Below are 21,147 nucleotides of genomic sequence, written 5' to 3' on the forward strand. Positions count from 1 at the left end.
CAGGTGATTCTAAAACAGTGTAAAATGTCTTATCTAAAACAGCTTGGGCTGGTTTGCTCATGTAAATTCGGCTAACCATATCGGCAAGCTTAGGGTACGTTGCCCTGGTAAGTATATAATTGAGGGAGATGCTCTAATGAATATAATGGAAGTTTTGCAACAGACAGGCGGCCTTGAATCGCTGGCCAATGATCTGGGGATCGACAAGAACATGGCACAAACGGGCGCCGCGGCGCTGCTGCCGGCTATATTGGGCGGTTTCAAAAAGCAGACACAAGCTCAGCCTGGAGGTATTGAAGACCTTGTCGGCATGATTGGGGGCCTGGGCGGTACAGGGCTGCTTGAAAACGTTCTTGGTAAACAGCCCACCAATGTGTCTAAGGGCAATGAAATCCTGGGTCAGATTTTTGGGTCAAAGGATGTTAGCCGGACTGTCGCAGGCAGCGCTGCTCAACAAACCGGTCTTGATACGTCTATACTGAAGAAAATGCTGCCGATACTGTCCATGCTGGTGGCTGGTTATATGGCCAATCAGGCAGGAGGCAATCGCGGCGCGGGTCAGACAGCTGGTGGCGGTGCACTTGGCGGTATATTGGGTAATGTCCTGGGCGGTGTTCTGGGCGGCAATAAATCGCAAGGTGGTGTCCTTGGCGGACTTGGTTCCATGCTTGACCTGGATGGTGACGGAAATCCACTCGACGATATCATAGGAATGGCTTCAAAGTTTAACCGCTAATATGATGCATTAATGTCCAGCTGGGTGGTAGTCATACCACCCAGCTAGGATAGAGAGTTTATATATATGCCAGACAAGTGTTCGTATTTTGCGGGTTTCGTCGCATTTTTATTCATTGTCTCTGTTACAGGTTCACCGGGTGCAGTCCTTGCGCAGGATGTAAGCGAAGATGACATTCGCGGGCATATCGAAATATTGGCCAATGATGATTTTTCCGGGCGGATGCCTGGAACCGAAGGCGAAACCAAAACGCTGGAATATATTGCCAATCAATGGAACAAGGCTGGCCTTGTTTCTGGCACGAACGATCCAGCACATCCATGGTATGCGCCGGTGCAAATGGTCCAACGCAAACATTTTGGGCAGACGGTGCGCTTTGCGAAGGGCAATCGTTCTTTATCTATTTCTGATGAAATTATCTTGCGTAGCCATGATAGCAGTGCAGCCGTTCGCAATGCACCGGTCGTTTATACAGGCTATGGTGTGGATGCGCAGGGTAAGGTTAACACAGATGTTTCGGGCAAGATTGCACTGCTGCATTTTTCTGCCCCCCCATTTGCTGGCGAAGATGGGAAGAGCTTTGTTGAACGCCGCAAGCAGTTGAGTGACGCAGGCGCGGCCGCTGTATTGACTATTTTTGACGGTAGCTTCCCATGGTCCAGAGTTCTGTCCGGCTATACAGGCCGCAGTATCAATCTCCAGAGCAAAGACACAGCTTTGCCACTTGATGGTGCTGTAAGCGGCGCGTTTGTTAAACGGCTTTTCAATTCGGCAAAAATGAACTGGAGTGAGACAAAAGGGGATGCCGGTAAGGCTGACTTTACCGGACGGAATCTACCGCTTAACGCTAGTTTGCTTGCCTCTACACAGGTTTATCGTTTCCCAAGTTATAATGTAATTGCCAAACTGCCCGGTAAAAACCCCGATGCAGGGGCAATTTTGATGCTTGGCCACTGGGACCATATCGGTATCTGCCGTGATGAAGGTGCGGAAGATCGGATTTGCAATGGTGCGGTGGATAATGCGAGCGGCATTGCCGTGCTTATCGAAGCGGCCAAGCGGCTTGCCAAAGAGCCGCAGCATGACCGTGATATCTATTTTATGGGAACGACTGCTGAAGAGCAGGGTTTGTTGGGCGCTTATGCCTATGCCGAAAATTCGAACATTCCGCTGAAAGACATCGTCATTGCGCTCAATATAGATACAATTGCCATTGCCCCGCGGGATGCAAAAGTTGCAATTATAGGGCGTGGGGAAACATCACTGGATCCCGCCATTGAATACGTGGCCCGCAAACTGGGCCGTGATATAGAGTCCAGCAAGGACGCCAATGCCTTTATCCGCCGCCAGGATGGATGGGCCCTTGCAGCCAAGGGTGTGCCTTCATTGATGGTAGGGGGCTCTTTCGCCGACATGGAATTGCTGCAAAAATTTCTGGGCAGTGTCTACCATGGTCCAGAAGATGAGGCTGTGGCGGGTATGGAATTGGGCGGTGCGGCACAGGACACCGACCTGCACATTGCGTTGGCGCGCCACTTCGCGAATTTTGAGACATATTCAGCAGAAGACTGGGCCAGGCAGACAGGACCGGAGCCAGATAAGGAATCAGTCGAATAAAACTGGCGATTTGCTGCTATCGCGTTTACACGATACCGCCACGAATCAATAAACGCATAAAGGCGGCGCGGCATGGAAATTTCCCTCGGTTTAACTTTTGATGACGTTTTGCTGCGCCCTGCAGCCTCTGACATTGTGCCAGGGCAGGCCGATACACGGACAAAATTGACCCGTGATATCACGCTCAATATTCCCGTGCTTTCTTCTGCCATGGATACAGTAACGGAAGCCGATATGGCGATTGTCATGGCGCAAATGGGTGGTATCGGGGTGTTGCACCGCAATCTTTCGGTAGAAGAGCAGGTCGCTGCCGTACGGCAGGTGAAGCGCTTTGAAAGCGGTATGGTGGTCAATCCCATAACCATATCGCCCGATGCGAACCTGTCCGAAGCACAGGTGCTTATGGAGCAGAACCATATTTCCGGTATCCCTGTTGTTGAAAATAGTGGCAAGCTGGCTGGTATTTTGACTCACCGTGATGTGCGTTTTGCGGAAAACCCTGCGCAGAAGGTCAGCGAACTGATGACCCGCGAGAATCTGGCAACCGTGCCTGATGGTGTCAGCCATGAGGAAGCAAAGCGCCTGTTGCACCAACGCCGGATCGAAAAGCTGCTCGTCGTGGATGATGATTTTCACTGTATCGGCCTGATCACCGTCAAGGATATCGAAAAGGCCGTGACATTCCCCGATGCAACCAAGGATGCAACAGGCCGCCTGCGCGTTGCCGCCGCATCGACGGTCGGTGAAAATGGCATGGCCCGGACAAGCGCGCTTATCGAAGCGGAATGTGACGTTGTTGTCGTGGACACGGCGCATGGCCATAGCCGCATGGTGATAGATTCGGTTGCCGAAGTGAAAAAGCGGCATCCAGAAGCACAGATTATTGCTGGCAATGTGGCCACGGCAGAAGCCGCACGCGCGCTGATAGATGCAGGCGCGGATGGCATCAAGGTCGGGATCGGTCCCGGGTCTATCTGTACAACACGTGTGGTGGCGGGTGTCGGTGTTCCGCAGCTGACCGCTATCATGGATGCTGCAAAGGAAGCTGACAAATCAGATATCCCTGTCATTGCCGATGGGGGCCTGCGCACATCGGGTGATGCGGCAAAGGCGATTGCAGCTGGTGCATCGACTGTGATGATCGGTTCGATGCTGGCAGGTACGGAAGAAGCGCCGGGAGAAACATTCCTGTATCAGGGACGCGCATATAAAAGCTATCGCGGCATGGGTTCGGTGGGAGCCATGGCACGCGGATCGGCTGACCGTTATTTTCAGCAGGATATCAAGGATCAACTGAAACTGGTGCCTGAAGGCATCGAAGGCCAGGTGCCGTTCAAGGGCGCGGCCAATGAAGTCATTCACCAGCTTGTCGGCGGTGTAAAGGCTGCTATGGGTTATACCGGATCACCGACGATTAACGACCTGCGGACCAAAGCAGAGTTTGTGCGCATCACCAATGCAGGATTGCGTGAGAGCCATGTGCATGATGTTTCAATCACCCGTGAGGCGCCAAATTATCCATCACGCTAAAACAAGGTAGGCCAGACATATGGAACTGATGAAAATATTCCTGATACTTACATTCTGGCCTGCTGGCACGCCTGAAGAAGCACCTAAATGGACAAGCGATGCGTTCCTGACAGTCGAAGCGTGTCAGGCGGCGGCAGCCGAACAAACCAGGATTGTAAGAGAGAAATATGGTGCGGGCACAAAAGTTGCGTTCCAGTGTCTTTCACTAGATGATCGTGTAGCCGAATGACTCCCCCGGCGCGTGTTCAGGCTGCCATAGACCTGTTGGATGAGATTATCGTTGCTGCACGTGACAATGGACCGAGCGCGGACAAAATTGCGGCAAATTACTTCAAGACACGCCGTTATATGGGATCAAAGGATCGGCGCGCGGTACGTGACCTGACCTATGATGCGATCCGCCGTTTTGGCGAGATGCCTACCAGCGGACGTGCGGCGATGCTGGGGCTGGCGGAGCAAGATCCGCAGCTTGCACTTTTGTTTGATGGTTCGAACTATGGTCCCGCAGCTATCGACGCAAAAGAAGTCGCGGCCAAAGGAGAAGCGATCCCAGACTGGATAAAACTGCATTTGTCGCCGTTAATTGGTGAGGATGAACATCCTGTGTTGTTGGATCGTGCACCGCTCGATATCCGCTTTGATCCACGCAAAACAAGCCGTGCTGAACTGTCGGATACATGGCCAGAAACAAGTTATAGCGATGAATGGCCACATGCGGCGCGCCTGCCCGCCGGCACACAGATCCAGCAAGACCCGCTCTGGAGCAGGGGTGCGATTGATATACAGGACTGGGGCAGTCAGGCGATTGTTGCGGCATGTAAGGCGTCCGGTGCGGCGCTGGTCGTTGACTTATGTGCCGGGGCAGGAGGCAAGACACTGGCACTGGCTTCGGATATGCAGAATGACGGACGCATCATAGCCTCTGATACCAACCGCAACCGCCTTTCGCGTCTTGAACCACGCAGGCAACGTGCGGATGCTGAAAATATTGAAACGCTGTTGTTGGATGCTGGGCGCGAGTGGGAGAAGCTTGAACCATATGCTGAGCAAGCTGACATTGTCCTTGTCGATGCACCATGCAGCGGGACTGGGACATGGCGGCGCAACCCTGAAACACGGTGGCGATTGACGCCGAAGCGCCTTGATAGCGTAGTTGCGCAGCAGTCCGCAATTCTGGATATGGCTGCAAAGCTCGTCAAGCCGGGTGGCGCGCTGGTCTATGCGGTCTGTTCGCTTGTACAGGCCGAAGGTGCAGGGCAGATCGCAGCTTTCTTGTCAGGGCACAAAGGCTGGCGTATAGATGCAATTGATATGCAGATTGGTCGAACAATAGAGGCGGATGGCGCTCCGGTTGGCAGGTTGCTTTCCCCGAACCATGATGGGACGGATGGTTTTTTCATGACGCGGCTTGTCAAATCATGACTTTGTCTTCATCTGACAGTCAGATGGCCGGTGATATGTCCGCCTCTCATACAGAAGATATCAGTGGTTTTCGGGAGTTTATTATGCGTTATTCACCAGCAGCTTTAGCTTTGTCACTGGCGTTCGCAGTCACGTCCAGCGCGACATATAGCCAGCAAAGCGAACGTGAAGTTGATCCGAAGTCAGTGACATTAGTTGAAGCAGGTGAAGCAGCGCAGAATGCAGGGGATTTGATGGCTGCCGCAGATCTTTATGAATCGGCGCTGGCCATTGATCCGGGAAACCGCAATGCGTTTATCGCGCTGGCCAAAATTGCGCAGGAACAGAAATTACCCGGAAAAGCCATCCGGCTCTACCGTGAAGCGCTGGAAATCAACCCGAATGACAGGGTTGCGCTTGCCGGACAGGGGCAAGCGATGGTGCAGCGCGGGGCGGTTGAAAAAGCGCGTGAGAATCTTGCCAGACTGGAAAGTATCTGTCGCACAGATTGCGCTGAAGTGGCACAGCTGAGCGCGACTATTGACCAGGGGCCACCTTCCAAGGTGCTTTCGGCCGAAGCGGTGACGCCTGAACCTGTTATTGGTGAAGCGAGCGAAACCCCCTAATCGTCTGCCCGAACAAACGGCTTATATCAGATCGCGAAATTCTTTCAGGACTGCACGATACAATTCTTTTTTGAACGGCACTATCACCTCGGGCAGGCTTTCAGCATCCGCCCATTTCCATTCACTGAATTCAGGATGATCGGTATCAATATTGATATCGCTGTCCTTGCCCAAAAAACGCATCAGGAACCACCATTGCCGCTGACCGCGCCATTTGCCCTTCCAGATTTTACCGACAAGTTCAGGCGGCAGATCATAGAATAACTCTTCACTGCTTTGCGCGAGCACTGTTACTTTTTCAGCAGCTATGCCTGTTTCCTCGAACAATTCGCGCAAGGCCGCCTGTCTGGGGTCTTCGCCGGGGTCAATTCCACCTTGTGGCATTTGCCATGCATCAACGCCTGGGTTGTCAAGGCGCTGGGCTGCAAACACTTTACCATTTTTGTTGGCGAGCATGATGCCTGCACAGGGACGGTAAGGCAGGTTTTCCGGATCAGTCATATAGTCACTATTTCTTTTCTGTTGCGCTTCAACGCTAGTGAGAAATAAGGCTGAGGTCTATCCCTGAAAAATGGTGAATTGCACATTGTGAGAAAGCCAGAACAGGGGCGGTGGATATAATTTCTAAATTGCACCCTTGCTGTTCAATGCTAAGTGATGCACCAAGTAAGCCTGCAAAAGTGAAGAAGTGGACGAATTATGGCCAGCGCCGCTGAAGTAAATACCGGTAAGATAGATGCAGTTCCAGAAGCGGTTGTTGTCCGCTTTGCGGGTGACAGTGGTGATGGTATGCAGCTGACCGGCGGGCAGTTTACGCTGTCGACGGCACTATCAGGCAATGACCTTGCCACATTCCCCGATTTTCCGGCGGAAATCCGTGCGCCGCAAGGTACGCTTTTTGGTGTGTCAGCATTTCAGATTAATTTCGGCAGCCGTGAAATCAATACTGCCGGTGATCAACCAGACGTTCTGGTGGCAATGAATCCGGCAGCGCTTAAGACCAATGTTGAAGCGCTCAAGCCAGGCGGTCTTATCATTGCTGACAGCGGTGAATTCGGGAAACGCAACCTCGACAAAGCCAAATATGAAAATAATCCGCTGGAAGACGGTTCGCTAGCGAAATGGCAGTTGCTGTCATTTGATATATCGCAGTTGACGCTGGATGCTGTAAAGCCCTTTGGTCTTGGCAACAAAGAAGCACTTCGGTGCAAGAACATGTGGACGCTGGGATTGGCGCTCTGGATGTTTGACCGTGAACGGCAGCCGATTGTCGATTGGCTGAACCAGAAGTTTGCGAAAAAACCGGAAATTGCCGAAGCCAATATTGCGGCGTTGAATGCAGGCCATGCCTATGGTGAAACGGCGGAGCTTTCTGGCCCCATGCAGAAAGTACATATTCCCGCCGCGCCATCCGAACCCGGTCTTTACCGGACCATAACGGGCGCGGAAGCGATTTCGCTGGGTCTTGTTGCGGGTACGCATCTTGCTGACTTACCCATGTTTTTTGGTGGATATCCAATCACGCCTGCATCGGCAATTTTGCACCATCTGGCGCGCTATAAGGAATATGGCGTTACAACATTTCAAGCAGAGGATGAAATTGCCGCGATCGCATCGGCCATCGGCGCCAGTTATTCCGGCAGCCTGGGCGTGACCAGCAGTTCGGGACCCGGCATCGCGTTGAAAGGTGAGGCCATGGGGCTCGCGATTATGACTGAATTACCACTGGTGGTTGTCAATTCCCAGCGCGGCGGACCTTCTACCGGCCTGCCAACCAAGACTGAACAGTCTGATCTGTATCAGGCGGTCTATGGCCGTAATGGCGATGCACCAATGCCGGTTATCGCAGCGCGCTCACCCGCGGATGCATTTGATTGCGCGATTGAAGCGGTTCGTATCGCGGTGCAGTATATGACACCTGTCATGCTACTCACCGACGGATATATCGCCAATGCTGCCGAACCATGGGCCGTGCCCGATATGTCGGATTATAAAGCGTTTCCGGTGCAGCATTTAACAGAAGCGCAGGATGGCGGTTTCAAACCATATGGCCGTGATGAAAAGCTGGCACGCCCCTGGGTAAAACCAGGCACACCCGATCTGATGCACCGCATTGGCGGTATCGAAAAAGCGGTGGATACAGGGCATATTGACTACGCACCTGAAAATCATCAGGAAATGACTGAAATTCGGCGTGACAAAGTGATGGGTGTGGCAGAGAGCATTGATGATCAGCAAGTTGATCTGGGTGATGCTGGTGGCAAGCTGGCCATTGTCGGCTGGGGCTCGACCTATGGTCCAATCCATCAGGCCGTGCGCCGTGCACGTGAAGCGGACCATAACGTCAGCCATATCCATATCCGCAATATCTGGCCGATGCCGAAAAATCTGGGTGAGTTGCTGAAGTCTTATGAGAAAGTACTGGTTCCGGAAATGAACACTGGACAGCTTAAGACATTGTTGCGTGATCAGTTCCTTGTTGATGCTCAGCCGCTCAACAAAACATCGGGCCAGCCCTTCCTGATTGCCGAAATACTCGCTGCCATTGAGGAGAATCTCGCATGAACAAGCCTCTGCACCCCGCCATATTGATCGCGATGCTCATCGCAGTTCTGGCTGTAATTTACTTTTTGCTCGGTTAGGAGCCGGATATGAACGAGATGACCAAAGTAACGACGCTGAAAGACTGGGAAACCGATCAAGAAGTACGCTGGTGCCCGGGTTGTGGTGACTATGCGATCCTGAAAGCTGTGCAGCGTACTATGCCGCAGCTAGGCGCTGACCCTGCCAACACGGTGTTTGTCAGCGGCATTGGCTGTTCGAGCCGTTTTCCTTATTATATGGAATCCTATGGTTTTCACACCATCCATGGCCGTGCACCTGCGGTTGCGACAGGCGTTAAATTGGCCAATCCTGAGCTGGATGTATGGATTATCACCGGCGATGGCGATGCACTTTCTATTGGCGGCAATCACACCATGCATGTGCTGCGCCGCAATCTTGACTGCCAGATCATGTTGTTCAACAATGAGATTTACGGCCTCACAAAAGGGCAATATTCGCCGACTTCACGAGAAGGCACGACCAGTCCGTCAACGCCCTATGGATCGGTGGATCACCCGGCCTCACCATGCGCTTTTGCATTGGGTTCAGGAGCACGTTTTGTGGCCCGGGGCATTGATGTGCATAAAGGCCTGCCCGATGTACTGAAAGCCGCACATGCACATAAGGGTGCGGCATTTATCGAGATATTTCAGAACTGTATTGTCTATAATAAGGATGTTTTCGAGGAATTCGCGGCGAAGAAAACGGCGGCCTCGACACAGCTCTGGCTGACGGATGGCGAGCCTATGCTATTTGAAAAAGGTGAAAAGGGCATCGCGCTTGATAATGAAAACCTGACTCTGAAAGTCGTTAATGTCGTAGATGGCGATTGGGAAGCTGCAGGTGTGATCGTCCATGACGTGACCAATCGCAGCATCGCACACATGCTGGTGGAACTTCCCTTTGGTGAATTTCCAATGGCGCTGGGCGTGCTTTATGATGACCCGAAACCGACATTTGAAAGCGCCGTGGTAGAACAGAACAGGCTGGCGTCGGAAGGCAAAAAGCCGGACTTGCAGGCGCTGGTCAGCAAAGGCCAGACCTGGACCGTGAAAGAAGGCAGGGCAGAGCTTTAGGACTGAAAGAGCTTAGGACCAAATAAGTGGATAATTTTACGCATAGCCTTGCTGGATGGGCATTATCCCGGGCAGGGCTAGCAAAGAAAACCGGTCTCGCCACCGCAACGTTGGTCATTGCGGCCAATCTTCCGGACATTGATGCCTTTGCGACATTGCTGGGCGGGCATCAGCATTTGGCGATCCGGCGCGGAATCACACATGGCCCGATAGCCATACTCATGCTGCCGCTGCTGCTGACATGGGCCATGATAGTATTTGATGGCTGGCAAGCACAGCGGGATAAAAGACCTGCGGCCCGCCTGCCTATCCATAAAGGCTGGCTGTTGGGATTGGCCTATATTGGTACATTATCGCATCCGGCACTCGATTATCTCAACAATTACGGTATCCGCCTGCTCGAACCTTTTTCGAGTCAGTGGTTTTATGGGGATACGCTTTTCATAATCGACGTCTGGGTATGGAGTGCGCTTGCGCTGGGTATCTGGCTGTCACGCAGGCGTGAAAAGGCAGAGCAGGACAATTGGCGTAATCCTGCCATTATCTCGCTGGCTGCTGTCCTCGTCTATATTGGTACCAATGGGGTGATCAGCAACCGCGCTGAAAATGCTGGAAACACTGAATATCAAAGGCAAAAGGGCGAAGTGCCGACAATCGTTATTGCCAATGCAGTACCTGTCAGGTTCTGGTACCGCGATGTGCTGATAGGTGACGCACAGGGGTTTTACAGTGAAGCGCCGTTTCAGTTTGGTCGAGGCCTTGATTGGAATAATGTCCGGCAGATAAATACGCATGTGCCAAATGTTGATTACGAGTTGCTTAAGGCCAAAAACCCCGATGTAGCGCCTCTTCTTTTCTGGGCCCGCACGCCTTTTGCCGTTGTAAAGGAACATGATGGCAAACGCAGCGTCACCATAGGTGATGCCCGTTTTTCCAGTGCCTTGACGGCAGACAGATTCGCGGTCACGACTGAGACGGGTAACTAAGGCGGATCTGCAACATGACGAAACCTGTGATTTTGTGGTTTAGGCGCGATTTACGGCTTTCTGACCAGGCGGCGGTACGTGCGGCGGCTGAAAATGCTTCGGTCATTCCCGTTTATGTGCTGGATGAGAAAACGCCCCGGCATCGTAAAATGGGCGCCGCGTCACTGTGGTGGCTGCACCACTCGCTGGCATCGCTTGATGAAAGCCTGCGACAGATAGGATCCCGCCTGATCCTGAGGCGCGGGGTTGCGTCGGATATTCTGGCAGATATCGCGCATGAGACAGATGCCAGTGAAATACATGCGCTGCGCCATTATGAGCCGTGGTGGCGCAATAGTGAGCGTACGTTAAAACAGCAACTGGGCGACGGTTGTGAACTTGTTCTGCATGATGGCAATTATCTTATGCCGCCGGGAAGTGTTACGACGGGCAGCGGTGATCCGTACAAGATATATACACCATTCTGGAAAACATTGCGTGAGTATATGCCGCCCGCAGAAGCCGTGCGTGCTCCGGTTTCAATAGAGTCTCCAGCCGACTGGCCGATAAGTGATGTGCTGGATGACTGGAAACTGCTGCCGAAAAATCCTGACTGGGCCGGGGGTTTCGCCAAAGCCTGGGCACCAGGCGAAGATGGTGCACGGGACAATATCGAAAGTTTTATTGACAAGGCTACAGGCTATGATGATGGCCGTAACCTGCCGTCTCAGGAACGTACATCGCGTCTTTCGCCGCATCTGCATTTTGGTGAGGTTTCACCGGCGTGTGTGTGGCACCGTGTATCAGGACACGGGCAGGATGTAACGACATACCACAAAGAACTGGTCTGGCGCGATTATGCGCAGAACGTAATTGTGCAATATCCTGAATATGGCGCAAAAAATGCACGCGACCGGTTTGGCAATATGCCCTGGCGTGATTTTCGTTCCTCCACCGTTCGCGATGAATTTGACGCATGGTGCAGGGGACAGACTGGCTATCCGATTGTCGATGCGGGAATGCGTGAACTATGGAGCACGGGATGGATGCACAACCGGGTGCGGATGATCGCCGCAAGTTTTCTTGTCAAACACCTGTTGATTGACTGGCGAGAGGGGGAGAAATGGTTTTGGGATACGCTGGTTGATGCTGACTATGCGTCCAACGCCACCAACTGGCAATGGGTGGCGGGAACAGGCATAGACAGCAATATGTTTGTACGTATCATGGCCCCGCTCAGCCAGTCGGAGAAATTTGATGCAGGCGACTATATCCGTACATGGGTGCCTGAGCTGGCGGACCTGGATGATCCTTATGTCCATGACCCTGAAGCGCATGGTTGCAGGCCCGATAGCTACCCCGCCAAACTGATTGGCCATAAGGCAGCCCGTCAACGCGCGCTGCAGGCTTATCAGAAGGTAAAAGGCTGAAACGTGCATTTGCCGTGGCCTGCTTGCCGGGAGCGTGTCAGTCCAGGCTGAACATGTAGTTAAAATGAATTGCGATGTTGCCCGGTGTTCGCCATAATTGCGGACATGGATGCACCGACTTCACATCGTGGCAAGCACTTGGTCCAGGCGGACAGGAGGTTTTTGACCGGCAATGGTCTGTTTGCGCGTGCCATGGGTGCTGGTTTCGAAAGGATATTGCGCCGCATTGATACGGGACTGGAGCGTGGAGCGATAGACGGGACGCTGCCCGATGGTACGCGCCGCATGCTTGGCGGGCGTGGACCGGGGCCAACAGCAATTGTGAAGCTGAACAGCTGGCATGCATTGGTCCGCCTTGCACGTTCAGGGTCGGTTGGCTGGTATAAGGCATGGGAACAGGGTGAATGGGAAAGCCCGGATCCAGTGCCCCTGTTTGACCTGTTTGTACGTAATCGCAAGGGGTTGGGTTCTACCGCACGCGCAAGCGGAATATCACGGCTTGTCAATGCGGCGCTGCATTTCCTGCGTCGCAACAGCCGCAGTGGCGCGCGTAGGAATATCGGTTTTCACTATGATCTAGGTAATGATTTCTATTCTGCCTGGCTGGATGAAACCATGACTTATTCAAGTGCGCTGTTTGCGGAACCCTTATCTACGAGAGAGCATCTCTGTGATGCGCAGCAGCGTAAAATGGAACATATCGCCGACCGTTTGCAACTCTGTGAAGGGGCAAGTGTTCTTGAGATCGGCTGTGGGTGGGGCGCAATGTCGCGTCACCTTGCACAGGAAAAAGGCGCGCAGGTGACAGCGATTACGCTGTCTGAAGAGCAAAAGAAACATACCGAACAGCTGCGTGGTAATTTACCCATTGACTACCGCCTGATAGATTACCGCGATGTCGAGGGGCAGTTTGACGCCATTGCCAGTGTCGAGATGGTTGAGGCTGTCGGGCGGCAATACTGGCCCGCCTATCTGGACGCGATTGTGGCCAGACTGAAGTCCGGCGGACGCGCGGCATTACAATATATCAGCATCGCCGATGATGTATTTGAAAGTTATGCCAACAGCGCAGATTTCATCCAGACCTATATTTTCCCAGGTGGCATGCTGCTTTCGGAGAGCCGTTTTCGAAAGCTGGCTGAAGAGCGCGGGTTAAAGTGGCAGGACCAGCATGACTTTGGGCTGCACTATGCGGAAACGCTAAGGCGCTGGCGTGCGAGTTTTGACAAGGCTGTTGAAGACGGCGGGTTGCCACAGGGTTTTGATTCCTATTTCGTGCGATTATGGCGTTTTTACCTGATGTACTGTGAAGGTGGCTTCCGTGGTGGCGGGATAAATGTAAGCCAGGTGACACTTATAAAACAATGATTGGATGGAGAGAGCACTATGCGGATTTTAGGTCTTTTGGCGGGGGCAGCAATGCTGCTTGCCTTGCCGGCATGCGATGCGGTCAAGCGGGTGGCGGCAGATGCTGCTGGCCTCCCCACGGATGAGAACGTGCTGTTTTGGACTCAGGATCAGCGTGACAACGCATTTCGGCAGATGGACAGTCTGACCACCACACGCACGATTTCTGCTGGCGAGAACACGTATGACCTCGCGCAGGGCGCGCCGCTTGATCTGGGTACCTGGAGCAGTGAAGGACATGAATGGACGCTTGGCAAGTATATGGCGGATCAACGCAATGCCGGTTTGATTATCCTGTATGACGGGAAAATCCGTTCGGAAGCCTATGAACTGGATTATGCAGCGGATGGCCGTTGGACCAGTTTTTCCGTGGCAAAATCATTGGTGTCAACGCTGGTTGGTGCGGCGGTGCAGGATGGGTATATCAAATCGCTTGATGATCTGCTTACGGACTATATTCCAGAACTGAGTGGCAGTGGGTATGATGGCGTTACGGTTCGTCAGCTTCTCACCATGACATCGGGTGTGAAATGGAATGAGGATTACGCGGATGAAAATTCCGACGTGGCCAAATTCAACACAACAAAATCAAAAAACGGTGATAACCCGATCCTGACTTACATGGCGACGCTGGAACGCGAAGCAGAACCTGGCACTCGCTGGCAGTATAATACTGGCGAAACCAATCTGATCGGAGTGTTGGTGGCCAAAGCAACCGGCAAAACGTTATCGGATTATCTGTCGGAGAAAGTCTGGCAGCCATTCGGCATGCAGATGGACGCCGAATGGATATTGAATGATGGTGGTTTCGAAATCGGCGGTTGCTGTATTTCCGCGGCTCTGCGCGATTATGCTTTGTTCGGGCAATTTGTGGTTGAAGGCGGCAAGGCGAATGGTCAGCAGGTAGTTCCTGAAGATTGGTTTGCGAATGCTGGTACGAAACAGGCCGATATCGGCCTGCCCGGTAAAGGCTATGGCTATCAATGGTGGACATATGATGACGGCAGTTTTGCTGCACAAGGCATTTTTGGGCAGGGCATTTTCGTGGATCCAGCACGCAGGCTGGTGATAGCGACCAATGGCAATTGGCCTGAAGCCACCAATGACCGTCTAAAAGAAGAACGCGATATATTCTACCGCCATGTCCAGTCGGTCATTGATGCCGAAAATGCGATTACGTCCGAATAAGAATTAAGCTTTGTTCTCGATTTCCAGGCGGACATTGGTCTCAAAATCACTGGAAAGCAGGTTTGCAATTTCCTTGGCCACGATATCCGCAGTTTTGAGTGCCTGCGGATCTTCACCAGGATAGGCCTGCGCGCGCATTTTGGTGCGGGTGCGGCCTGGGTCAACGATTGCCGTGCGGATTTTTGCCATGTTACGAACTTCCTCACCGTAAGACATGACCAGAGTTTCCAGCGCGGCCTTGGAGGCAGCATAGCCTCCCCAATATGCGCGTGGAGATTTTGCGACAGAGCTGGTTAGTGCAACAACACGGGCATCTTTGCTGTTGCGCAGCATGACATCAAAATTCGCAATCATTGCCTGCTGTGCCATCAAGTTGAGTGTTATAACGCGGTTGAATTCCTGCCCATCTATTGTCGAGACGCCAGTCAAAGTACCAAGCATTGCTGCATTTAGTACCAGGATGTCGAGCGCACCCCAGCGACCTGATACAGCTTGGGCAAGGCGTGAAATACTCTCCGGATCGGTCAGGTCGAGTGGCGCAATGGTTGCTTTGCCGCCCGCCGTATGAATGGTTTCTTCTACCTGTTCAAGATCACTACTGGTGCGTGCTGTCAGTATGACGTGTGCGCCCTGTGCAGCGAGTGTTTTGGCTATTTCCGCACCAATCCCGCGGCTCGCACCGGTAACCAGCGCCAACTGTCCATCAAACATGCCGATCATTATCCGAGCCTTTCTGCCAATAATGTAAGCTGATCGGGCTGTTCCCGCTCATCCAGATCGGTAAGGGTGGTGGGATAGGCCCCGGTAAAGCAGGCATCGCAAAAGCTGGGCATGGCCGCATCACGTGATGTCTCGCCAAGTGCCCGGTATAATCCTTCGATAGATAGGAAGGATAGGCTGTCCGCCTGTATATATTCCCGCATTTCTTCAATGGACTTGCGGGCGGCCAGCAGTTTCTTACGTTCCGGTGTGTCCACACCGTAGAAACAGCTATGCTGGGTGGGCGGGCTGGCAATACGCATATGCACTTCTGCTGCGCCCGCATCGCGCATCATCTGCACGATTTTAAGCGATGTTGTGCCGCGTACGATGGAATCGTCAATCAGCACGATTTTCTTGCCCGCCACCAGCGGTTTGTTGGCATTATGCTTGAGCTTGACACCCAGATGCCGGACACCATCGCCTGGCTGAATGAACGTGCGTCCGACATAGTGTGAACGGATAATGCCGAGCTCGAAAGGGATGCCCGATTCCTGCGCGTAACCGATGGCTGCAGGTGTGCCGCTATCGGGCACCGGTATCACAAGGTCGGCATCCACCGGGTTTTCCGCAGCAAGCTGTGCGCCAATTTCTTTACGCACAGTGTAAACCGAAGAGCCGTCTACAATTGAATCAGGACGTGAGAAATAGACATGTTCAAATATGCAGGGGCGAGCGGGTTGTTTGCCAAAAGGATGATGCGAACGCACTTCACCGTTGGTGACGACGATAAGTTCACCAGGCTCAACGCTGCGTTCATATTTCGCGCCAACAATATCCAGCGCCACAGTTTCTGAAGCGAATATCACCGTATCCCCCAGACGGCCCATGACCAGGGGCCGGATACCCAATGGATCACGGCAGGCAATCATGCCTTCATTTGTCATGCAAATAAGGGAATAGGCGCCTTCGACTTGCTTCAGTGCATCAATAAACCGGTCGAGCAGCGTGCGATATCGCGAGGTCGCGACCAAGTGAATAATAGTTTCAGTGTCCGAAGTGGATTGAAAGATTGAACCATGACGGACCAGTTCGCGGCGAAGTTTTACGGCATTGGATATATTGCCGTTATGCGCTACGGCAAAGCCGCCCGATGCCAATTCGGCATAAAGTGGCTGCACATTGCGCAGCGCTGTTTCGCCCGTCGTTGAATAGCGGACATGGCCGCATGCTGTCTCACCTTTCAGTGCGCCCACAACATCACCGCTGTCGAAATTACCTGCTACATGGCCAAGTGCGCGGTGGGTATGGAATTCTTTGCCGTCAAAGCTGGTAATCCCGGCGGCTTCCTGTCCGCGGTGTTGCAGCGCATGCAGGCCCAGTGCAACCATTGCGGCCGCATCTGCTGTGCCCGAAACACCGAACACACCGCATTCTTCATGAAGCTTGTCATCATCAAAAGGGTGGGTCGTAATCATAGCCGAAAGAATCCCTTGCCAGACGAGTGCCGACCTATAGGCCGCTCGAAAGCATTTGTCTTCCCCCTGTCATAAAAAAGGGAAAAAATCATCAAGAGTAAAATATTTTACCGGGTTTGATTTGAGTTTGTGTGCAGGCTTGTTATGCGTAACCGCATGGACAAGGAACGCGAGACGGGGCTTATGCTCGATCCGAAATATGATGCCAGCGGGCTAGTGACTGTTGCTGTGACTGACAGTCACAGCAAGGATGTGCTTATGATCGGGCACATGAATGCTGAGGCATTACGAAAGACGGTCACGAGTGACATCGTCCATTTCTTTTCACGTTCGCGCCAGAAGCTTTGGATGAAAGGGGAAACGTCGGGCAATTTACTGCACGTCGTGGATATGCGTGTTGACTGCGATCAGGACGCTTTGTGGATTGTCGCAAAGCCCGCAGGACCGACATGCCATACAGGCGCCAGTTCCTGTTTTTATAGGCGTGTGAAGAAAGACGGACTGGAGCACATATAGGCTTTAGCCGTAACGGAATCACCTTGACGTTTACGTTAGCGTTAGCTATAGATAACGTATGAGCAGTCATTCAAACCATGCCACATTGGAAACGCCCGATATCCATAACCGGGAAAAGTTTTCCATATCCGATCTTTCGAGTGAATTTGGTGTCACGGCACGTGCGCTGCGTTTTTACGAGGATGAGGGGCTGATCTCGCCTGAGCGCAATGGCCTGACCCGGGTATATTCCAAGCGAGACAGGGCGCGGCTGGCATGGATTATGCGGGCCAAGAATGTTGGCTTTTCGCTGAATGAAATTCGCGAAATGATTGATTTATATGATATGGGCGATGATCGCAGTGAACAGCGCCGCTTTACGATTAAAAAGTGCCGCGAAAGAGTTGGCATTATGCGTAAACAGAAGGCAGATCTGGATAGTGCTATCAAGGAACTCTCCGATTTTATCGAGACAGTTGAGCAGGTTGAAGCGGAAACATCAGCTGACTGAGCAACGAATTTAAACACTCTGGCAGCGGTCTGCCGCCATGATTGAAATGTACAAACCCAAAAGGAACTGACATGCCACAATATAACCCGCCAGTACGCGATACACAGTTTGTCCTGAACGAAGTTCTTGGTCTTGAAAAACTGACAAACCTGCCCGGTTTTGAGAATGCATCAGCTGACATGACCGACGCCGTATTGAGCGAGGGTGGCAAGTTTGTGGCAGAAGTGCTGTTCCCACTGAATCAGTCCGGTGATGAGGAAGGCTGTACACGTCATGATGACGGCAGTGTGACAACACCCAAAGGCTTCAAGGAGGCATTTGACCAGTACCGTGAGGCAGGCTGGGGCACATTGGCCGCACCGGAGGAATTTGGCGGGCAGGGGCTGCCGCATGCTATCGGCTTTGCTTTTGAAGAATACATGATGTCAGGCAATATGGCCTTTGCCATGTATCCTGGCCTTACCAACGGTGCGATTTCGGCAATTCTTGCCAAAGGCAGCGAAGAGCAGAAGGCCAAATATGTGCCGAACATGGTTTCTGGCAAGTGGGGCGGTACCATGAACCTAACTGAGCCGCATTGCGGTACTGACCTGGGCCTGATCCGTACCAAGGCAGAGCCTGTAGGCGATGGTAGCTACAAGATTAGCGGTACCAAAATTTTCATATCTTCCGGTGAGCATGACATGGCGGAGAATATTATCCACCTGGTACTCGCAAAAACGCCTGATGCACCTGATAGCGTTAAAGGCATATCGCTCTTTATCGTACCCAAGTTTATGGTTGGTGATGATGAAGAACTTGGCGAGCGTAATCCTGTGACCTGTGGGTCGATCGAGCACAAGATGGGTATCCATGGCAACTCGACCTGCGTTATGAATTATGATGGTGCAGTGGGTTATATGGTGGGCGAAGAAAATAAAGGCCTTGCCGCCATGTTCATCATGATGAATGCCGCGCGTCTTGGCGTTGGTATTCAGGGGTTGGGCGTTGGTGAAGTCGCCTACCAGAACGGTGTGCAATATGCGAAAGATCGCCGTCAGGGCAGGGCGTTGACCGGCCCTGAAGATACAGACGAAAAAGCGGATACGCTGTTCGTGCACCCCGATGTACGCCGCATGTTGATGGAAGCCAAGTCATTGACTGAAGGGTTGCGTGCGCTATGCCTATGGGGCGGATTGCAGGTGGACCTGACGCACAAGGCACAGACTGAAGAAGAACGTCAGACAGCTGATGACCTGATCAGTCTGCTTACACCTGTTATCAAAGGTTATGGCACAGACAAAGGCTATGACATCGCCACGAACATGCAGCAGGTTTATGGCGGCCATGGCTATATTTCCGAATGGGGCATGGAGCAATATGTGCGCGACGCCCGTATCGCCATGATCTATGAAGGTACGAACGGTGTTCAGGCCATGGACCTTGTTGGCCGCAAGCTGGCACAAAATGGTGGCCGCGCGGTGCAGCTTTTCTTCAAGATTATCGATGAAGAATGCGCCGATGCCAAAGGTAACGAGAAACTGGCGGCATTTGCCGAGCATCTGGAAAAGGCAAGTGGACAGCTCAAGGCCGCGACTATGTGGTTTATGCAAAACGGTATGCAAAACCCCAATAATGTTGGTGCTGGTGCCCATGCTTACATGCATATCATGGGCATTGTAGCGCTTGGTCTGATGTGGCTGCGTATGGCCAAGGTTGCTGCAGATGCGCTGGACGCTGGCACAGGCAATGCCGCATTCTATGAAACCAAGCTGGTGACAGCGCGCTATTTTGCGGAACGCATTATGCCTGAAGCAGGTGCATTGCGCCGCAAGATTGAGGCAGGTAGTGAAGCGACCATGGCGCTGGAGCCGGAAATGTTTGAAGTCGCCTAAGCGATTCCCGAACAGAAAACTGAGAAAGGCCGCATCTTTGCGGCCTTTTTTGTGCGGTAAATCAGCATCACAAATGTGGCAAACAAGTTGATTCGACGCTCAGGAACGACCGGTTCTATGGGCTTTTCTGCTTATCCTTCTTTCCGCTCATGTGAACGACAAATGCTGGTTTTTGGAAGCTGTAAAAGCGAATCTGCAATCGACAGGGGAACAATCATAAGGAAATAAAGTGATGAAAACCCCAATCAAGATCCGCATAGCTGGTATGGCATTTTTGCTTTCACCCTTTGCTATTGGCGTGCTTCATGCCCAGGATACTGAAGCACCTCCCGAAAAAACTGCTAAAGCACCGCCAAGTGATATCCCTCCACCCAATGTGGATACTGATAGTGACGGTACAAATGATGCCTGGGATGTGAACGGCGATGGCAAAACCGACATATGGGATATGAATGGCGACGGTAAACCAGATGCTTGGGATCGTGACGGTGATGGCAAACCAGATGCTTTTGATACGGATGGTGATGGGAAGCCTGATTCAACCGATATGCCAAATCCTGAAACAGAAGCGAGCGAAGAATAAGTACATACATGACCTGCTGGGATACTGTACAGTTCATACTGTTTCGTTTTTTTCCATCTTTTGGAACACTGTTTCCCAATCACTAAGGTTCTGCCGGGCATCCTGTACAAAGGATGACCGGCGGATGCCCCAGAGGGTTGCATTGTTTAGCACGGTTCCCAATGCGCGCATTGGGCGTTTTACCTGTATCAGCAGGATGATACGGGTTTCTTCCGTGTTATTTTCCACTTCATGGCGGTAGGAATCGTCGAAAACGATCCATTTGCCATTTTCCCAGTAAACTTTCTCATCCTCCACATTCATCCAGCAGTTTTCCGCGTCTTCAGGGACTTTTAGCCCCAGATGGCAAGTAACAAGCCCGCGGGTTACGCCGCGATGCAAGGGTATTTTTGCTCCGGGTGCCAATATGGAGAAAAAAGCTGAATTAAGATCAGGTATCTGCTTGACCAGAGCCGCAGTTAAAGGTGCGCGTGCGCAGTTTTCCGCAACTTCATAGCCATATCCAATAAGGAAAAAGGATCGCCAGTTACCATCGCCGGCAATGCGGGCATGGTCGGGGGAAATATCCTTCAAGGGGGGAATGGCCTCCCTGAACTTCAGGATTTGCTCCGCTTCATGCGCGATTTCATGCCATTGATCCCCCAACATACTGGTCCAGGGAAGCAGTTTTTCTGAAAGTATTGACGCCACGGGTATGCGTGATTGTGATGTGCATATGCTGTTTATGGAATTGCGCAACTTTTTGCCGACACGGATAGTCAATGGACGTTTTGCCCGCCCGTTTATATGTTCCCCTTGTTCAGCGTTTTCCATATCAAAACCCGCACGCACATTTACAATACGCAAGATTATTTTACATCTTGCGTATTGTAAGCTGCGTAGGCTGTTTTGTAAAATCAACGCGCCGCCTGGCATCAGTTGACATTA

The 21,147-nt window shown here is 52.2% G+C and carries 20 protein-coding genes; 16 read left to right on the forward strand and 4 right to left on the reverse strand.

Annotated elements, in window-relative coordinates; genetic code table 11:
* Positions 1 to 136 precede the first annotated feature (136 nt).
* The 6 genes from G6Q15_RS00235 (at position 137) to G6Q15_RS00260 (ending at position 5,910) form a co-directional block, all read left to right on the forward strand.
* On the forward strand, positions 137 to 736 hold the full coding sequence (locus G6Q15_RS00235; RefSeq protein WP_164114361.1) for a DUF937 domain-containing protein: 600 nt from the start codon (positions 137 to 139) through the stop codon (positions 734 to 736).
* A 66-nt stretch (positions 737 to 802) separates the two neighbouring features.
* On the forward strand, positions 803 to 2,353 hold the full coding sequence (locus G6Q15_RS00240; RefSeq protein WP_164114363.1) for a M28 family peptidase: 1,551 nt from the start codon (positions 803 to 805) through the stop codon (positions 2,351 to 2,353).
* A gap of 72 nt (positions 2,354 to 2,425) precedes the next feature.
* The gene (gene guaB / locus G6Q15_RS00245; protein ID WP_164114365.1) at positions 2,426 to 3,883 is read left to right on the forward strand and encodes an IMP dehydrogenase; all 1,458 of its coding nucleotides are present in this window, start codon (positions 2,426 to 2,428) and stop codon (positions 3,881 to 3,883) included.
* 19 nt (positions 3,884 to 3,902) lie between these two features.
* Entirely contained in the window at positions 3,903 to 4,112 is a 210-nt protein-coding gene (locus G6Q15_RS00250; RefSeq protein WP_164114367.1) for a hypothetical protein, read from the forward strand.
* On the forward strand, positions 4,109 to 5,305 hold the full coding sequence (locus G6Q15_RS00255; protein WP_164114369.1) for an RsmB/NOP family class I SAM-dependent RNA methyltransferase: 1,197 nt from the start codon (positions 4,109 to 4,111) through the stop codon (positions 5,303 to 5,305). The genes G6Q15_RS00250 and G6Q15_RS00255 overlap by 4 nt, the downstream gene beginning before the upstream one ends.
* Positions 5,306 to 5,388: 83 nt before the next feature.
* Positions 5,389 to 5,910, forward strand: coding sequence for a tetratricopeptide repeat protein (locus G6Q15_RS00260; protein WP_164114371.1), 522 nt, complete (start codon positions 5,389 to 5,391; stop codon positions 5,908 to 5,910).
* 21 nt (positions 5,911 to 5,931) lie between these two features.
* Here G6Q15_RS00260 and G6Q15_RS00265 read toward each other — a convergent pair whose 3' ends face one another.
* On the reverse strand, positions 5,932 to 6,411 hold the full coding sequence (locus G6Q15_RS00265; protein ID WP_164114373.1) for an RNA pyrophosphohydrolase: 480 nt from the start codon (positions 6,409 to 6,411) through the stop codon (positions 5,932 to 5,934).
* Positions 6,412 to 6,609: 198 nt separating this feature from the next.
* On the opposite strand from G6Q15_RS00265, the gene G6Q15_RS00270 reads away from it, so the two are divergent.
* From G6Q15_RS00270 to G6Q15_RS00295, 6 genes are all read left to right on the forward strand, one after another.
* On the forward strand, positions 6,610 to 8,475 hold the full coding sequence (locus G6Q15_RS00270; protein WP_164114375.1) for a 2-oxoacid:acceptor oxidoreductase subunit alpha: 1,866 nt from the start codon (positions 6,610 to 6,612) through the stop codon (positions 8,473 to 8,475).
* Positions 8,476 to 8,561: 86 nt separating this feature from the next.
* Positions 8,562 to 9,590 (forward strand): 2-oxoacid:ferredoxin oxidoreductase subunit beta, encoded by a 1,029-nt coding sequence (locus tag G6Q15_RS00275; RefSeq protein WP_164114377.1) that lies wholly within the window; start codon positions 8,562 to 8,564, stop codon positions 9,588 to 9,590.
* A gap of 26 nt (positions 9,591 to 9,616) precedes the next feature.
* Positions 9,617 to 10,576, forward strand: coding sequence for a metal-dependent hydrolase (locus tag G6Q15_RS00280; RefSeq protein WP_164114379.1), 960 nt, complete (start codon positions 9,617 to 9,619; stop codon positions 10,574 to 10,576).
* 14 nt (positions 10,577 to 10,590) lie between these two features.
* On the forward strand, positions 10,591 to 11,985 hold the full coding sequence (locus G6Q15_RS00285) for a deoxyribodipyrimidine photo-lyase (protein ID WP_164114381.1): 1,395 nt from the start codon (positions 10,591 to 10,593) through the stop codon (positions 11,983 to 11,985).
* 105 nt (positions 11,986 to 12,090) lie between these two features.
* Positions 12,091 to 13,353, forward strand: a complete 1,263-nt coding sequence (locus G6Q15_RS00290) for a cyclopropane-fatty-acyl-phospholipid synthase family protein (protein ID WP_164114383.1) — start codon at positions 12,091 to 12,093, stop codon at positions 13,351 to 13,353.
* An 18-nt stretch (positions 13,354 to 13,371) separates the two neighbouring features.
* The gene (locus G6Q15_RS00295) at positions 13,372 to 14,580 is read left to right on the forward strand and encodes a serine hydrolase (protein ID WP_164114385.1); all 1,209 of its coding nucleotides are present in this window, start codon (positions 13,372 to 13,374) and stop codon (positions 14,578 to 14,580) included.
* 3 nt (positions 14,581 to 14,583) lie between these two features.
* Here G6Q15_RS00295 and G6Q15_RS00300 read toward each other — a convergent pair whose 3' ends face one another.
* Positions 14,584 to 15,300: an SDR family NAD(P)-dependent oxidoreductase gene (locus G6Q15_RS00300; RefSeq protein ID WP_164114387.1), complete on the reverse strand. Its 717-nt coding sequence runs from the start codon at positions 15,298 to 15,300 to the stop codon at positions 14,584 to 14,586.
* Positions 15,300 to 16,757, reverse strand: a complete 1,458-nt coding sequence (gene purF, locus G6Q15_RS00305) for an amidophosphoribosyltransferase (protein WP_164114389.1) — start codon at positions 16,755 to 16,757, stop codon at positions 15,300 to 15,302. The genes G6Q15_RS00300 and purF overlap by 1 nt, the downstream gene beginning before the upstream one ends.
* Before the next feature lie 156 nt (positions 16,758 to 16,913).
* Between purF and hisI the strand changes: the two genes are divergently transcribed.
* The 4 genes from hisI (at position 16,914) to G6Q15_RS00325 (ending at position 20,220) form a co-directional block, all read left to right on the forward strand.
* Entirely contained in the window at positions 16,914 to 17,273 is a 360-nt protein-coding gene (gene hisI, locus G6Q15_RS00310; protein ID WP_164115042.1) for a phosphoribosyl-AMP cyclohydrolase, read from the forward strand.
* Between the two features lie 58 nt (positions 17,274 to 17,331).
* The gene (locus G6Q15_RS00315) at positions 17,332 to 17,763 is read left to right on the forward strand and encodes a MerR family DNA-binding transcriptional regulator (protein ID WP_164114391.1); all 432 of its coding nucleotides are present in this window, start codon (positions 17,332 to 17,334) and stop codon (positions 17,761 to 17,763) included.
* 71 nt (positions 17,764 to 17,834) lie between these two features.
* Positions 17,835 to 19,637: an acyl-CoA dehydrogenase C-terminal domain-containing protein gene (locus G6Q15_RS00320; RefSeq protein WP_164114393.1), complete on the forward strand. Its 1,803-nt coding sequence runs from the start codon at positions 17,835 to 17,837 to the stop codon at positions 19,635 to 19,637.
* 232 nt (positions 19,638 to 19,869) lie between these two features.
* Complete coding sequence (locus G6Q15_RS00325; protein ID WP_164114395.1) at positions 19,870 to 20,220, forward strand: hypothetical protein; 351 nt, start codon at positions 19,870 to 19,872, stop codon at positions 20,218 to 20,220.
* Between the two features lie 33 nt (positions 20,221 to 20,253).
* On the opposite strand, the gene G6Q15_RS00330 is transcribed toward G6Q15_RS00325, so the two are convergent.
* Positions 20,254 to 21,135 carry an aspartyl/asparaginyl beta-hydroxylase domain-containing protein gene (locus tag G6Q15_RS00330; protein WP_345940280.1) on the reverse strand — a complete coding sequence of 294 codons (882 nt, stop codon included), beginning with the start codon at positions 21,133 to 21,135 and terminating at the stop codon, positions 20,254 to 20,256.
* Positions 21,136 to 21,147: the final 12 nt, after the last annotated feature.

Origin of the sequence: Sphingorhabdus sp. Alg239-R122 (assembly GCF_900537065.1) — a bacterium.
GTDB lineage: Bacteria > Pseudomonadota > Alphaproteobacteria > Sphingomonadales > Sphingomonadaceae > Alg239-R122.

Bases quoted from the DNA above. Each gene is read 5' to 3' on its own strand.
- G6Q15_RS00235 (WP_164114361.1), top strand. From the start codon at position 137: ATGAATATAATGGAAGTTTTGCAACAGACAGGCGGCCTTGAATCGCTG.
- G6Q15_RS00240 (WP_164114363.1), top strand. From the start codon at position 803: ATGCCAGACAAGTGTTCGTATTTTGCGGGTTTCGTCGCATTTTTATTC.
- guaB (WP_164114365.1), top strand. From the start codon at position 2,426: ATGGAAATTTCCCTCGGTTTAACTTTTGATGACGTTTTGCTGCGCCCT.
- G6Q15_RS00250 (WP_164114367.1), top strand. From the start codon at position 3,903: ATGGAACTGATGAAAATATTCCTGATACTTACATTCTGGCCTGCTGGC.
- G6Q15_RS00255 (WP_164114369.1), top strand. From the start codon at position 4,109: ATGACTCCCCCGGCGCGTGTTCAGGCTGCCATAGACCTGTTGGATGAG.
- G6Q15_RS00260 (WP_164114371.1), top strand. From the start codon at position 5,389: ATGCGTTATTCACCAGCAGCTTTAGCTTTGTCACTGGCGTTCGCAGTC.
- G6Q15_RS00265 (WP_164114373.1), bottom strand. From the start codon at position 6,411: ATGACTGATCCGGAAAACCTGCCTTACCGTCCCTGTGCAGGCATCATG.
- G6Q15_RS00270 (WP_164114375.1), top strand. From the start codon at position 6,610: ATGGCCAGCGCCGCTGAAGTAAATACCGGTAAGATAGATGCAGTTCCA.
- G6Q15_RS00275 (WP_164114377.1), top strand. From the start codon at position 8,562: ATGAACGAGATGACCAAAGTAACGACGCTGAAAGACTGGGAAACCGAT.
- G6Q15_RS00285 (WP_164114381.1), top strand. From the start codon at position 10,591: ATGACGAAACCTGTGATTTTGTGGTTTAGGCGCGATTTACGGCTTTCT.
- G6Q15_RS00290 (WP_164114383.1), top strand. From the start codon at position 12,091: ATGGATGCACCGACTTCACATCGTGGCAAGCACTTGGTCCAGGCGGAC.
- G6Q15_RS00295 (WP_164114385.1), top strand. From the start codon at position 13,372: ATGCGGATTTTAGGTCTTTTGGCGGGGGCAGCAATGCTGCTTGCCTTG.
- G6Q15_RS00300 (WP_164114387.1), bottom strand. From the start codon at position 15,300: ATGATCGGCATGTTTGATGGACAGTTGGCGCTGGTTACCGGTGCGAGC.
- purF (WP_164114389.1), bottom strand. From the start codon at position 16,757: ATGATTACGACCCACCCTTTTGATGATGACAAGCTTCATGAAGAATGC.
- hisI (WP_164115042.1), top strand. From the start codon at position 16,914: ATGGACAAGGAACGCGAGACGGGGCTTATGCTCGATCCGAAATATGAT.
- G6Q15_RS00315 (WP_164114391.1), top strand. From the start codon at position 17,332: ATGAGCAGTCATTCAAACCATGCCACATTGGAAACGCCCGATATCCAT.
- G6Q15_RS00320 (WP_164114393.1), top strand. From the start codon at position 17,835: ATGCCACAATATAACCCGCCAGTACGCGATACACAGTTTGTCCTGAAC.
- G6Q15_RS00325 (WP_164114395.1), top strand. From the start codon at position 19,870: ATGAAAACCCCAATCAAGATCCGCATAGCTGGTATGGCATTTTTGCTT.
- G6Q15_RS00330 (WP_345940280.1), bottom strand. From the start codon at position 21,135: ATGCCAGGCGGCGCGTTGATTTTACAAAACAGCCTACGCAGCTTACAA.